The organism is Edaphobacter dinghuensis (assembly GCF_014640335.1).
Lineage (GTDB): Bacteria > Acidobacteriota > Terriglobia > Terriglobales > Acidobacteriaceae > Edaphobacter > Edaphobacter dinghuensis.
This window is the reverse complement of sequence record NZ_BMGT01000002.1, coordinates 1,181,128-1,194,068: the sequence shown is the minus strand read 5'-3', so window position 1 is coordinate 1,194,068 and position 12,941 is coordinate 1,181,128. Positions and strand designations below refer to the sequence as shown.

The window sequence follows — 12,941 nt, the reverse complement described above, 5'->3', positions numbered from 1 at the left end:
TAGGAGCACTCCCGATCTCCGCTCTCTGCCTCGTCTGCCGCTCGCGCCTCAACCAGGGCGGGCAGAAAGAGTAAGAGCATGTCGAAAGAAATTTATATCTCCAGCACGCCGCACGAGACGCGGCTCGCCATCGTCGAAAACGACGACCTCACCGAAATCTATTACGAGCGCGAGAACGAGTACACCCTCGCCGGTTCCATCTATAACGGACGCGTCACCCGCGTCCTGCCGGGCATGCAGTCCAGCTTTGTGGACATCGGCCTCGAACGCGACGCCTTCCTTTACATCACCGACTTCATGGAAGAAGCAGGCGACTCTGCCGACTTCGACACCAACGGCGACCACTCCCACGGCTCCCGCAACGACAACCGCCGCAATGGCAACCGCGAGCCGGTTACGCTCGAGGGCGCTCCAGTTGCGTCCGGTGAAGAGTCCGGCAATCGCTCCGAACGCGGAGACCGTGGCCGCGATCGTGGCCGTGGCCGCAACGACCGCCGCCGAGGCAATCGCGATCGTCACCCCAGCCCGGAAAACACTTCGGAAGAGACCGAGGCCCCGATGGACCTCAATCAGGAGAGCGACTTCGGTCCGCATCCCGACACGCTCTCTGCCGAACCCCGTGAGGAAGGCGAGATCGGCGAAGGCGCTCCCGGTGCGGATGGAAGCCGCCGCTGGCGTGGCCGTCGTGGCCGTCGTCGCAGCCGTCCCGGCCAGCGTGACGCCGCCGCACAGCCGGCCAATACCGACGCGCAGCCAGAGTTCACCGCTTCCGATGACCAGGACGAGGATCAGTACGAATCCAATGTCGATCTTGAAGGCGAAGCCGAGCTGTCTTCGCCGAGCGCTGAGGCGCACCCCCCACGCGAATCCGCAGTGGAGAACAACGAACGCAGTGACCGCAATGACCGGACCGACCGTCGCGACCGTGGTGGCCGAAATGATCGCGGCCGCAATGACCGTGGTGGACGCGACCGTGGCCGTCGTGCCCCACGCGGGTTTGCCCCCCGGACCTCTCTCTATGGTGTTGAGGACACGCCATACAACGATTCCGCCTCTGCCGATGCAGACGGCCCCGCTCCCGAGCCGATCGTTCTTCCCGGCGAGTCGCTCTCGAAGTATCGCAAGGGTGGCGACGAACCCCAACTGGCTACACCCAAGCCAGCCGAACCAACCATCATTCTGACTTCTACTCCCGGCTACGAGATTCCTGCAGGTTGGGATGGAGGAGCTACGCTACCCGGTGAATCGCTCTCCCGCCATCGCCGCACTGAACCACGGCAGGAGCCGCAAGCCGTAGCGCTCGAAGCAGCAGAGGCTCAGCCAGTCGTTGAACAGGCAGAGCAGATCGAGCAGACCGAACAGGCTATAGCCGCACCGGCGCATGAAGCTGTCCCAACCGAGTACGAGCCTGTTGAGGCCTCCGCCTCCTACCGTGTTGATCCGGTCGCTCCCAGCGAGTTTCGCCAGAGCGCACCAACGGTCGAGGAGTCCATTGAAGAAACCGTAGAGGTTGCCGACCAGATCGCCGAGTCCGCTGAAGAGCCCGCAGCAGCGCATGAGTTCACCTCCATCCACGCCACCGGCGAGATGGAGACCGAAGCTCCGGTTGCCGCCTTTACTCCCGAGCAGGCAATTGAGCCGGCCTCTCCGATCCAGCATGAGACCGTTATCGCCAACCCTGTCGAAAACGTCGCCGAAGATGGCATTGAGCCTGTCCATCATCACTTCGCTCCCGGCGTAGGCGATCTCGAAGAAGAGGTCCTCGAAGAGGAGGACTACGCAACCACACTGCGAGCCAGCTCGGTCGAAGAGCTCGACGATCTCGGCGAAGAGGAGACGCTGGAGGGCGCAGCCGACCTCGGCACCATGATCCGCGAGATGTCCATCGACGAGATCACCAACTCCGGCAACAACGTCGAAGAGCTTGAAGAGGAAGACGATCTCGAAGAAGAGGACTCCTTCGATGACGGCACGCACGAGTACGAAGAAGATCTCGAAGATTCGGACTCCGATTCTGAAGAGGAGTCGGAAGACGAAGACTTCCACGAAGAATCCACTGAAGACGGCGAAGTCTCTGCCAATGGCTCCGAACACTCGCAGTCGGCAACGCCTGGCTACGAGCGTCCCCGCGACGGTGAGCGTCGCAGCAGCCGCCGCGAGGGAGGCCGTCGTGACGGACGCCGTGGCGACCGTGGCCGTGGCGACCGTTCCCGCTATACCGGCGGCTCGGGCGACCGCGAGCGCAACGGTGGACGCGATCGTCGTGGAGGCCGCAACTCCATGCAGGCGACCAATCTTCCCGCCATCAGCGAGCTGCTGAAGCCGGGGCAGGAAGTCCTCGTTCAGATCGCCAAGGAGCCCATCGCCAAGAAGGGCGCGCGCATCACCTCGCACATCGCCCTACCTGGCCGCTTCCTTGTCTTTATGCCGACGGTCAACCACACCGGCGTCTCCCGCAAGATCGAGTCCGACGGCGAGCGCCGCCGCCTGAAAGAAATTCTGCTCAGCGAAAAGGGCGAGGCATCCGGTGGCTTCATCGTCCGTACCGCCGCAGCCGGAGCCAGCGAAGAAGAGCTGCGCAGCGACCTCCGCTTCCTGCTCAACCTCTGGGCCGACATCAAGCAACGCTCGGAGTCCAGCAAATCTCCGGCCCTGATCTACCACGACCTCAATCTGGTCGAGCGCATCCTCCGCGACCAGGTCACCGACAACTTCTCCGCCATCTGGGTCGACACGGAGAGCGAGTACGAGCGCGTCCTGCGCTTCCTCCAGCGCTTCCAACCGTCGCTCATCCGGCGCGTCAAGCTCTATACCAAGGAGACCCCGCTCTTCGAGCAGTTCGGCATCACCGAAGAGATCAACAAGGCTCTCCGCTCGAAGGTGTGGCTCAAGTCCGGCGGCAGCATCGTCATCAACCAGACCGAGGCCCTCGTCGCGATCGACATCAACACCGGCAAGTTCGTCGGCAAGACCGCCCGCCTCGAAGACACCATCGTCAAGACCAATCTCGATGCCATCCCCGAGATTGTCCGTCAGATTCGTCTGCGCGATCTTGGCGGCATCATCATCATCGACTTCATCGACATGGACGAGCGCAAGAACCGCAACAAGGTCATGGCCGCCCTCGAAGAAGAGTTGAAAAACGACCGTGCTCCATCCAAAGTCCTTCAATTCAATGACTTCGGCCTGGTCGCCATCACCCGCAAGCGCGTCAAGCAGTCGCTCGAGCGCACGCTTTCCACAACCTGCAACGTCTGCGTGGGCACCGGCATGGTCAAATCGCCGGTCACCGTCTGCAACGACATCTACGTCGAGATGCGCAAGATGCAGAAGCACCTCGACCGCGGCGATGTCATGCTCCGCGTCCACCCCGACGTGGTCAAGCAGCTCAAGTCCAGCTCCAAGTGGCTGCAGGAGATGGAAGAGATGGTCGGCAAGACGATCCTCATCAAGTCGGACCCGAGCCTTCACCCCGAGCAGTTTGACATCCACTAGCGCGCTCGGTTGTCCCTAACTCTACGGGCATCCTGTACTAACGGGATGCCCGTCTCCATCTTTTGTCATCCAAAACCAAATTTTAAGCGTCCTACACAACAAGCGCACATCAGCCGGGTTGAAGTATTTACGAAGAACTCGCAGAACTACCAGCATTCGCAGAACTAAGGGAGCCTTAAAGATGCACACGACGAGCAGTAAAAATCGCCTTTCTACCCTTTTCCTTCGTACAGCAGCCCTCGGCGTCTTCACCGCCGCTGCCACGCTCGGTCTTCAGGCCGAGCAGCCGGCCGCCGCAGCCGCACCGGCCCAGCCTGCGCTCAACCTTCAGGCCAGCCTGATGGCGCCGCTCGATCTCTCCTCAGCAAGTTCCAGTTCCAGCTCGTCGGATACCGACGCCGCTGCCTCGGAGCGCTTCGACATGAGCCCCGAGGCAGCGATGCAGCCTCCCCCGCGCCGCCGCTACCGCCGTCCCAACTACAGCGACAGCCACACCAACCCCGACGGCTCCAACAAGTACACCTTCATGATCGGCGGCGGATTTATCGTTCCCACCGGCGGTACGCATAACTATGCCTCTCCTGGCTGGAAGTTCCAGGTAGGCGGCGGCCGTAACTTCAACAAGACCCTCGGCGTGCTGCTCCAGTTCGACTACGACAAGATGGGCATCCAGACCCACACCCTCAATAGCCAACTCGCCCTCTACAACAGCCTTGGTGCTACTGACCAGACTGGAAGCTCTCTGAGCCAGCTCGGCGGCTACATTCACGATTGGTCTTTTTCGCTCGATCCCATCGTCAACTACTACACCTCTGATACCTGGGGAGCCTACGTCACCGGCGGTATTGGCTTCTACCACAAGGCCACAGTCTTTACGACTCCGGCCATCGGCGAATACTGCGATCCATACTATGGCTGCTATCAGTATCAGGCCAATCAGGCTATCGACACCTACAACAGCAATGCCTTCGGCGTGAACGGCGGCTTCGGCTTTACCTATAAGCTCTCCCGTTGGTCCGGCACGCGGCTCTATGGTGAGGCACGTTACGTCTGGACCGATAATCAGCCCAGGCACTTCGATGTCAGCGGCACCACGAGCTACTTCAACGCCTTCCCGCAAGCCAGCGCGAGGACGACGTACATTCCGGTCACCTTCGGTATTCGTTTCTAACTGGCGGACAATACCAAAAACACAGCAAAGGCCCGGCGATAAGCCGGGCCTTTCTGCGTTGCTCCTGCAATCTTATAACCGCGATCATATTAACCACGTCATCTCGACCGAAGGCGGCGCTTTTGCCGCCGTAGTGGAGAGAGCCCTGTATTTGCTGTTGCTTATCTTCATCGAATTAGGCCTTGCCTCGTCTGGAATATGCCACGACCGATCCTTCAATAGGCAGAAGACAAGACGAAATACAGAGATCTCTCCACCCCGCCGCGCCATAAGACTGCGCGGCTCCGGTCGAGATGACGTGGCAGTTGTGGAAGGGTGCTAAATGCCGATTGGATAAGGCTTCTCGTGCATCTCCTGCCCGGCGTTGCTACTGCGTTCAAACCGCCCTTGCAGCAGGCTCAGCAGCCCGGTGTACCAGTACCCGAACACGAACAGCAGCAAAAACGGCACAGTAAAGAAGTTCTCCGTGGATACGGCATACCAGACCGTCCACGCAAAGTAAGCTCCCAGCCCCAGCTCGATCCACGGCACAATTCCCAGCCGTTTTCGATAGACCTTGGCCTGCGACTTCTCGCCCTTTTTGTTGACTCTGTACTTCGGTGTGCGCGCAAATGCGCTCTTCACTCCGAACAGAGCCTCCATCACGGCCTTGGTGTTGGTGATCGTCAGCCCGATGCCTCCGAGCGCCAGCAGAAACGGCACATAGAAGATGCGCTTGTGCCACGCCTTGGGGAATAGCTCCTTCTGGCTCACCAGGTAAAAGGTCGAGACCGACATCGTGCTTGCCATAAACAGCGGAAAGTCGATCAGCAGCATCTGCAGATAGCCCTGCCAGCTGCGGATAATCATCGCCGGCATCAGCAGCACGCTCAGCACAATCATCAGCGGATAGCTGATGTTCGCTGTCAGGTGATACCACGCCTCCAACTTCGTATGCCATGGTGCATCGCTTTTCAGCACGCGCGGCAGAACTTTCTTCGCCGTCTGAATCAGGCCCTTCGCCCATCGTGCCTGCTGCGTCTTGAAGGCGGTCATCTCGATCGGCAACTCGGCTGGGCACTCGACATCCTGTAAATATTTGAACTTCCATCCGACCAGCTGCGCCCGATAGCTCAGGTCGGTGTCCTCGGTCAGCGTGTCGTGCTGCCATCCACCTGCTTCGCTGATGGTCTGCCGTCGCCACATGCCCGCCGTGCCGTTGAAGTTGAAGAACACGCCCGCGCGGCTGCGCCCGCCATGCTCCAGCACAAAGTGCCCGTCCAGCAGAATCGCCTCAACCTGCGTTAGAAAGCTGTAGTTCCGGTTCAGGTGTGTCCACCGCGTCTGCACCATGCCGATTCCCGGCTCGGCAAAGTGATGCACCACCTGCCTGACCCACTGCGGCGGCGGCACAAAGTCTGCATCGAAGATCGCGACCAACTCGCCTTTAGCGACGTCGAGCCCCTTGTCCAAAGCTCCAGCCTTGTAGCCGTGCCGGTTGGTCCGGTGCAGATAGACGATGGGCTGCGGCGGCATCCCCATCGCACCCGATGCATACCGCTCGACGATCTCGCGGGCGACGTTCTGGGTCTCGTCGGTCGAATCGTCAAGCACCTGAATCTCGAACCGGTCGCGCGGATAGTCGAGCTGACACACTGCCTCGCACAGCCGGTCGACCACAAATTGTTCATTGAAGATGGGCAACTGTACGGTGACAAACGGCAGTTCCTCTTCGGTAAATCGCGCCGGCGGTTCGTCCCACTTGGCAGCGTTCTTCCTGTTCTTGTAATAGAGCCAGACCAGCTGATACCGGTGAATCCCATAGAAAGCCAGGATTACCATCACGATAAAGTAGGGAATCAGCATGCACGTATCGAACGTGTTCCACCGGTACAGGTGCTCGAACGTCTTGTCGGCGTAGTGCGTCTTCCAATAGTGCCCAAATCCATGCGGGGCTACCAGCAGGGCGAGCGTAGACGGAATCGCTTGAAAAAAAGAAAACAGGAGGCTGCTCCAGAAAAGGGTTACTCTATTCACTCGATTCTACGCGAATCCGGTCCCCGGAAAGAATGGCGTCCTTGGTAATTTCCCCGCATCGAATGATTTAGAAGGGACCCAAAGATGCCTCTGGTACGTGTTTCCATGAAGATCGGACGAAGCTCCGAGCAGAAGAGCCTGATCGGCGATGCCATCTACGATGCCATGCGCGAGACCCTGAATGTGCCCGAGAACGACCGTTTCCAGATCCTCACCGAACATGCGGGGGACGGTCTCGTCTGCGACCCGCACTATCTCGGCATCGAGCGTACAGACCAGGTTCTCTTCATCCAGGTCTTTCTGCGCAAGGGCCGAACCACGGAGATGAAGCAGGCCTTCTACCGCCGAACCGCCGAACTGCTCCATCAGCGTGTCGGCCAACGGATGGAAGACGTCTTCATCACGCTGAGTGAAAATGATCTGCCCGACTGGTCCTTCGGCAACGGAATCGCCCAGTACGTCAGTTAGAGTCTGGCTCGGCTACGTCAATTAGCTCAGGAACATCGTCCGGTAGAGTGTGTCCCGCTGAACTGGCCTGAAGCCTGCACCGCGGATGACCCGGCGCAGGTCCTCTTCGGTGGTGTCGTCAGTTCCGTCCAGTAACACCGATCCTACGTCGTTCGCGCCAAACCGCAGTCCCATCTGCAAGACCTTCAACCCCTGCGTCTCGAGATCAGTCTGCACGTTCTCCACGTTGTCCAGTACCATCCGTGCCACGGCCAGCGTCTTCATCGATTCAACCGCTGTGGCCTCTTCGAAGCCGCTTACTCCTGCCTTGCGCGGCTGAAAGCTTACCGGAGCAAACGCAGTAAACCCGCCCGTCTCTTCCTGTAGTTGCCGCACGACCTCAAGATGGTTCAACCGCTGCTCAAAGCTCTCTCCCGCGCCAAACGTCATCGCGGCAGTCGTTCGTATTCCCAGCTCGTGCGCCGCACGATGCACTGCGACCCAACCTGCCACTGACCACTTGCCCCTGGCGTTCTCCTGCTTCACCGCATCATCCAGAATCCCGGCATCGTCCCCGGGAATCGACCCCAGCCCAGCATCCTGCAGCCGCAAGATCGTATCCTTCACCGATAATCCAGCGTCTTCGGCAATCGTCAGAATCTCGCTTGCAGAAAAGCAGTGCAGCCACACGGCAGGGAACTGCTCGCGTACTCCGGCAAGCAGCCGCTCGTACCAGTCAATTTTCCTCTCTGCGTCAACCGCCCCACGCAGAGTAACGCCCGTCCCACCTCGTTCGACCGTCTCGCGAATCTGTTCGCAGATCGTCTCGAATGGCGTCGAGGCACAGTCGATTCTGCGATCGATGGCATAGCTCACCACGCCTTCAGGATGCAGCGCTCGTCGCACCGCATCGGCTTCCATTCCAATCCCAATTAAATCGTCGCTGTTGAAGCAATCCAGAGCTTGTTCCCGGCTAATTCCCATACTCAGATTCTATCCGGTTGACACACAATCAAGCTGGTTGCACTCTCTACCGACGCGCCAGCAAAACAATCACGGCAATCAGCAAAGCCACAATCAGAGGAATCCCAATCGTCATCCACCGCTTCAGAGCCACAACCTGCAGCTCCAGCGCCGTCACTCGTTCCAGCGCAGCGCCCATCCGCTTCACCTCGGCGGAGATTTCGCCGATCTGCCCACTCTGCTCCTGCAACTTCTGATAAAGCCCGGCATGGGCCTTCGTCACCTGCCCCAGATCGCCGCGCACTCCTTCGGCCATGGCTGCCATGGCCGCCTCGGTGGCCTTCTCCGAGGCTGTCCGCGACGAAAAGTATTTATCCGCCATCGGCACCAGCCGCGTAATGTGCGGCAGCAGCTCGAACAACTGCGCAAGCAATTTAGGCCACATAGAACTCCTCTATTTATTCCAGGCCACTCTTCTGCCGCGTCGCCGAAAGATCAGCCACCCAATCGTCAGCACCAGAATCGTGGCCATGATGCCCCACGACCATACACAGTAGATGCACCATTTCTCCATTACAAACGCTTCGAGATAGCTCAGAAACGAGGCGCACATGAACCCGATCTGTGCGGTCTCAAACACCCACCACCACAGCTCCATCAGCGCCAGCACGGCGATCACGCCATAGCCCACGATCCCAATTGTCGCCACCGGAATATGAATCTTTCCCGGAGCCTCGTCGAATGTCTTGGCAGGAAATACCGCAAAGCGGCTATGGTTCACCGAACCGCAGTCCCAATGCTCGCTCACCGCACACGGAGGTGCCTTCGCCGGGTCCATATTATGGATCCGCAGTCCCATCACACTTACCGCCAAGCCTGCTAACGCCAGTAACGCCACCAGATATTTCATCGCTTGATTCTACGACCTCACAGCCAATTTGCCAGCCTCTGCTTCATGACACGGATTGCATCATCGCTTTGGTCCACCATCAGGAACTCTCGCCCATGCTTCGCCGCGGCCTCGCCCGTCGTCCCGCTTCCGGCAAAAAAATCCAGCACCCGCTCTCCCGGATTCGAGTGAACCTTGACAATCCGTTCCAGCACTCCCATCGGCTTCTGCGTCGCATAGCCGGTCTTCTCCTTGCCGGTCGGCGAGACGATCGTGTGCCACCACACGTCGGTCGGCGTCTTTCCCTTCGCCGCCTTCTCCGCGCCCACAAGATCGGGGGCCATATAAGGAATCCGGTCGCACTCGTCCAGATTGAAGGTGTATTGCTCGGGGTCCTTGGTATACCAAAGAATGTTGTCGTGCTTGGCGGGCCAGCGCTTCTTCGCACGAGCGCCGTAGTCGTAGGCCCAGATGATCTCGTTCTGGAAGCACGGACGGCCAAAGATCTCGTCCAGCATCACCTTGCAGTAATGAACCTCACGATAGTCGATGTGGAAAAAGAGGGACCCCGCAGCCGAGAGCACACGGTAGGCTTCCTCCAGCCGAGGCCGCAGAAACCCCAGAAAATCGTCAAACTGGTCGCCATAGCCCGAGCCGCCGGCCTGCACCTTCAGCACCTCGGTCCTGTATCGTCGCCCGCCAAAGCCCACGCGGTCGCCCATCGCATCCTGCACGGTCTTCATCTGGGTTCGCGCCTGCCGCTTGCCTGTATTAAAGGGTGGGTCAATATAGATCAACTCCACCGATTCCGTCTCCATCTCCCGCAAAACTTCGAGGTTATCCCCCTGCACAATCCGGTTCATCCGTTTCTCTACCTCTTCCTTGCCTCAGCACCTAAACTAACCCAGCCTTTGCCTTCGCCGCCTCTCCGTGTATCTTTTTGTGCAAAAGATTTTCAACTGAATCTATGTCGGCTAATCAACTCATCCACGCGATGTCGTCTCACCGAGGTCTCGTCCGCCGTGGCAACGAGGACGCATGCTCCGCCTGTGCCGAGGCCGGGGCCTTCGTCGTCTGCGACGGCATGGGCGGAGCCGCCGCCGGAGAGGTCGCCAGCCAACTCGCCGCCGAGACCTTCCTCAGTCATCTCCGTTTGTCTCGCAACGAAGACAGCGCCAACGCCAACGGAAACGGCAATGGGAACGGCCACCACGCCCTCACTCCGCAGGAGCGTCTCTGTACGGCGATCCTCGCTGCAAACCAAGCTGTCTACCAGCACTCTCGCCAGTCTTCAAAGTTTTCCGGCATGGGGACGACGCTGGTCGCGATGCTTGCTCCTGTGGCGGATGTTGCCGCCTCCGTCTGGCTCGCCCATGTGGGCGACAGTCGCTGCTACCGTCTCCGCTATGGCCACCTGCAGCAACTCACCCACGACCATTCTCTGGTAGAGGAGCAACTCCGCGCAGGTCAGATTACGCCCGCGCAGGCAGCCATCTCTCCCATGCGCAACCTCATCACCCGCGCCATCGGCTCCCGCCCCAGCGTCGAGCCCGAGATCCAGAGGCACCATCTCCAGCCCCGCGACCTCTATCTGCTCGCCTCCGATGGCCTCACCCACGACGTGGCCGACAGCGAGATCGAGTCGATTCTCACCGCCATCCCATCGCCCGCCACCCCAGCCGACCTCAGCCAGGCCTGTGAGGCCCTTATTGCCGCGGCCAACCGCAATGGCGGCCACGACAACACCACTGTCCTGCTGGCGGCTCTCGTTTCTGACTGAATAGCACTCTTCTCTGGTCCTGAGTGCTTCCCATAGAAAAGCTTCATAGCCTGTCGCGGATGGACTGCTACACTGCTAGGTCTGGTAGATCCGCCTATGTCCAAAACGCAAACCATCGCAGTCCTCGGCGCAGGAACCATGGGCAACGGCATCGCCCACGTCTGTGCCCGCTCCGGTTTCAACGTTCTTCTCTGTGATCTCCAACAGGAATTCCTCGACCGCGGTCTCGCCACCGTCGAAAAAAATCTCTCCCGCGAAGTCAGCAAAGAGAAGCTTACCCGGCAACAGGCAGATGAAGCCCGCGCCCGCATCGCTACTACAACCGACCGCGAAGCCCTCAGCGCCTGCACCTTCGCCATCGAAGCAGCCACCGAGAAGTTCGAGGTCAAATCCGCTCTCTTCCGCGACCTCGACCGCATCCTTCCCGCCGAAGCCATCCTCGCCTCGAACACCAGCTCCATCTCCATCACGAAACTGGCCGCGCAAACCCAGCGCCCCACGCAGGTCATCGGGATACACTTCTTCAATCCCGTCCCCGTGATGCCGCTGGTCGAGGTCATCCGTGGACTCCAGACCTCGCAGCAGACCTTCGACACCGTGAAGGCGCTCGCCGAAGCCCTCGGCAAAACTCCCATCGAGGTCAACGACGCCGCAGGCTTCGTCTCCAACCGCGTGTTGATGCCTTTGATTAATGAGGCCATCTTCACCGTCATGGAAGGCGTAGCCACCGCCGAAGCCGTCGATCAGGTCTTCGTCCTCGGCATGGCGCATCCGATGGGGCCGCTTACGCTGGCCGACTTCATCGGCCTCGACGTCTGCCTCGACATCATGCGCGTCCTCCACGAAGCCCTCGGCGACACCAAATATCGCCCCTGCCCGCTACTCATCCGCATGGTCGACGCAGGCTGGCTGGGCCGCAAATCCGGCCGCGGCTTCTATACCTACTAGTTAGCTGCCAAGATATCTTTACTCACCACCAAGAATTAACATCGAACAACTCCCATGCCTGCTATCCTCCGCGACCGCTTCGCCATCGGCACCACACGCGACCTGGGCTGCACCAACGAAGTCGTCCACGAAGCCCTCCATAACACCGCGCTCGTTCGCGAACTCGTCGACGCCCTCAATGACAGAAACATCGTCGTCCAACACCGGGCCTCCAACGCACTCAAGAAAATTCAGCGCAGTGATCCCGCTCTGCTCGAACCCTTCGCAAAACGCATCCTGCAACGCGCACTAGCGACGGACCATGTGCATACGCTCTGGAACCTGACCATCATCCTCGGCGAGCTTCCCCTTCGTGGTCGAGACAAGGCGCTCGCGACCGACCTAATGTTCGAGTTCCTCTCCAGCCCCAGCACTTTGCAACGAGCCTTCGCCCTTACCGCGCTTGCAAACTACGCGCAAGACGACCCTCCGCTCCGCAAGCGCATCCATCCCATCCTTAGCCTGGCCCTCACCGATCCCAAGGCCTCCATCCGCGCTCGTGCCCGCAAGTTGATGAAAAAGATTAAAAGCAGTTAGAGGCTGGTAGCCGCGCAAAGCATGTCGTCTCGACCGAGGACAGTGTTTTGCCGCTATGCGGAGAACTTCCTCTAGTTGTTTATCGAAGAGTCTCCAAGTATCCGGTAATAGAACACTCTGTCAGAGTTCTCATAGCCAGCCTCCGCGCTCATCCCGTAAACTCGTAGCCAGCCGGAAATAGCCAGCAGGGAGAACACATGCCGCAAGAGCTTTACTTCGAAGACTTTTACGTCGGTCAGAAATTCCATTCCATCGGCGGAGCCAAGGTAACCGCAGAAGAGATCAAAGAGTTTGGCCAGAAGTACGACCCCCAGCCCTTTCATCTCGATGAAGCCGCCGGTGAAGGTTCCTTCTTCAAAGGACTCGCTGCCTCCGGCTGGCTCACCGCCGCCATCGTCATGCGCCTGCGCGTGCAGAACATCACCGTAGCCGGAGGCATGATCGGCGCTGGCGTCGAAGAGATGCGCTGGACCCTCCCCGTTCGTCCCGGCGACACCATTCACACCGAGATCGAGGTCATCGGCGTCCGCCAATCGAACTCGCGCAAAAACTACGGTGTCGTCCGCACTCGCACCCTCGCCTACAACCAGAACAACGAGGTCGTCCTGCGCAGCACCGTCAACTTCCTCGCGCCTCTGCGCGAAAAATAGCACTCA

At 59.5% G+C, this 12,941-nt stretch carries 12 protein-coding genes; 7 read left to right on the top strand and 5 right to left on the bottom strand.

Annotated features, from left to right (window positions below; all coding sequences use genetic code 11):
- Positions 1-78 precede the first annotated feature (78 nt).
- Together IEW09_RS10655 and IEW09_RS10650 are read left to right on the top strand one after the other, a co-directional pair.
- Positions 79-3,495, top strand: coding sequence for an Rne/Rng family ribonuclease (locus IEW09_RS10655; protein ID WP_188554106.1), 3,417 nt, complete (start codon positions 79-81; stop codon positions 3,493-3,495).
- 181 nt (positions 3,496-3,676) lie between these two features.
- On the top strand, positions 3,677-4,666 hold the full coding sequence (locus IEW09_RS10650; protein ID WP_188554105.1) for a hypothetical protein: 990 nt from the start codon (positions 3,677-3,679) through the stop codon (positions 4,664-4,666).
- Positions 4,667-4,984: 318 nt separating this feature from the next.
- Here IEW09_RS10650 and IEW09_RS10645 read toward each other — a convergent pair whose 3' ends face one another.
- Positions 4,985-6,487: a cellulose synthase family protein gene (locus tag IEW09_RS10645; RefSeq protein ID WP_229739266.1), complete on the bottom strand. Its 1,503-nt coding sequence runs from the start codon at positions 6,485-6,487 to the stop codon at positions 4,985-4,987.
- A 279-nt stretch (positions 6,488-6,766) separates the two neighbouring features.
- Between IEW09_RS10645 and IEW09_RS10640 the strand changes: the two genes are divergently transcribed.
- Positions 6,767-7,150, top strand: coding sequence for a tautomerase family protein (locus tag IEW09_RS10640; RefSeq protein ID WP_188554104.1), 384 nt, complete (start codon positions 6,767-6,769; stop codon positions 7,148-7,150).
- Positions 7,151-7,171: 21 nt separating this feature from the next.
- Here the strand turns inward: IEW09_RS10640 and IEW09_RS10635 are convergent, their stop codons facing one another.
- Genes IEW09_RS10635 through IEW09_RS10620 form a run of 4 tightly spaced genes read right to left on the bottom strand, consistent with a single transcriptional unit; the run spans position 7,172 to position 9,844 of the window.
- Positions 7,172-8,113, bottom strand: a complete 942-nt coding sequence (locus tag IEW09_RS10635) for a radical SAM protein (RefSeq protein ID WP_188554103.1) — start codon at positions 8,111-8,113, stop codon at positions 7,172-7,174.
- A gap of 46 nt (positions 8,114-8,159) precedes the next feature.
- A complete protein-coding gene (locus IEW09_RS10630) occupies positions 8,160-8,537 on the bottom strand; it encodes a hypothetical protein (protein WP_188554102.1) in 378 nt (125 codons plus the stop codon).
- 9 nt (positions 8,538-8,546) lie between these two features.
- Positions 8,547-9,002 carry a vitamin K epoxide reductase family protein gene (locus IEW09_RS10625; RefSeq protein WP_188554101.1) on the bottom strand — a complete coding sequence of 152 codons (456 nt, stop codon included), beginning with the start codon at positions 9,000-9,002 and terminating at the stop codon, positions 8,547-8,549.
- Between the two features lie 17 nt (positions 9,003-9,019).
- Positions 9,020-9,844: a DNA-methyltransferase gene (locus IEW09_RS10620; protein WP_188554100.1), complete on the bottom strand. Its 825-nt coding sequence runs from the start codon at positions 9,842-9,844 to the stop codon at positions 9,020-9,022.
- Positions 9,845-9,948: 104 nt separating this feature from the next.
- Between IEW09_RS10620 and IEW09_RS10615 the strand changes: the two genes are divergently transcribed.
- The 4 genes from IEW09_RS10615 to IEW09_RS10600 all read left to right on the top strand — a co-directional run bounded on the left by IEW09_RS10615 (position 9,949) and on the right by IEW09_RS10600 (position 12,935).
- Positions 9,949-10,761 (top strand): protein phosphatase 2C domain-containing protein, encoded by an 813-nt coding sequence (locus IEW09_RS10615; protein ID WP_188554099.1) that lies wholly within the window; start codon positions 9,949-9,951, stop codon positions 10,759-10,761.
- A gap of 96 nt (positions 10,762-10,857) precedes the next feature.
- The gene (locus tag IEW09_RS10610) at positions 10,858-11,709 is read left to right on the top strand and encodes a 3-hydroxybutyryl-CoA dehydrogenase (RefSeq protein WP_188554098.1); all 852 of its coding nucleotides are present in this window, start codon (positions 10,858-10,860) and stop codon (positions 11,707-11,709) included.
- 54 nt (positions 11,710-11,763) lie between these two features.
- Positions 11,764-12,285 carry a HEAT repeat domain-containing protein gene (locus tag IEW09_RS10605; RefSeq protein ID WP_188554097.1) on the top strand — a complete coding sequence of 174 codons (522 nt, stop codon included), beginning with the start codon at positions 11,764-11,766 and terminating at the stop codon, positions 12,283-12,285.
- A 197-nt stretch (positions 12,286-12,482) separates the two neighbouring features.
- Positions 12,483-12,935, top strand: a complete 453-nt coding sequence (locus IEW09_RS10600) for a MaoC family dehydratase (protein ID WP_188554096.1) — start codon at positions 12,483-12,485, stop codon at positions 12,933-12,935.
- Positions 12,936-12,941: the final 6 nt, after the last annotated feature.

Excerpts from the sequence above, each read along its gene's own strand:
- IEW09_RS10655 (WP_188554106.1), top strand. The coding sequence starts at position 79 with ATGTCGAAAGAAATTTATATCTCCAGCACGCCGCACGAGACGCGGCTC.
- IEW09_RS10650 (WP_188554105.1), top strand. The coding sequence starts at position 3,677 with ATGCACACGACGAGCAGTAAAAATCGCCTTTCTACCCTTTTCCTTCGT.
- IEW09_RS10645 (WP_229739266.1), bottom strand. The coding sequence starts at position 6,487 with ATGGTAATCCTGGCTTTCTATGGGATTCACCGGTATCAGCTGGTCTGG.
- IEW09_RS10640 (WP_188554104.1), top strand. The coding sequence starts at position 6,767 with ATGCCTCTGGTACGTGTTTCCATGAAGATCGGACGAAGCTCCGAGCAG.
- IEW09_RS10635 (WP_188554103.1), bottom strand. The coding sequence starts at position 8,113 with ATGGGAATTAGCCGGGAACAAGCTCTGGATTGCTTCAACAGCGACGAT.
- IEW09_RS10630 (WP_188554102.1), bottom strand. The coding sequence starts at position 8,537 with ATGTGGCCTAAATTGCTTGCGCAGTTGTTCGAGCTGCTGCCGCACATT.
- IEW09_RS10625 (WP_188554101.1), bottom strand. The coding sequence starts at position 9,002 with ATGAAATATCTGGTGGCGTTACTGGCGTTAGCAGGCTTGGCGGTAAGT.
- IEW09_RS10620 (WP_188554100.1), bottom strand. The coding sequence starts at position 9,844 with ATGAACCGGATTGTGCAGGGGGATAACCTCGAAGTTTTGCGGGAGATG.
- IEW09_RS10615 (WP_188554099.1), top strand. The coding sequence starts at position 9,949 with ATGTCGGCTAATCAACTCATCCACGCGATGTCGTCTCACCGAGGTCTC.
- IEW09_RS10610 (WP_188554098.1), top strand. The coding sequence starts at position 10,858 with ATGTCCAAAACGCAAACCATCGCAGTCCTCGGCGCAGGAACCATGGGC.
- IEW09_RS10605 (WP_188554097.1), top strand. The coding sequence starts at position 11,764 with ATGCCTGCTATCCTCCGCGACCGCTTCGCCATCGGCACCACACGCGAC.
- IEW09_RS10600 (WP_188554096.1), top strand. The coding sequence starts at position 12,483 with ATGCCGCAAGAGCTTTACTTCGAAGACTTTTACGTCGGTCAGAAATTC.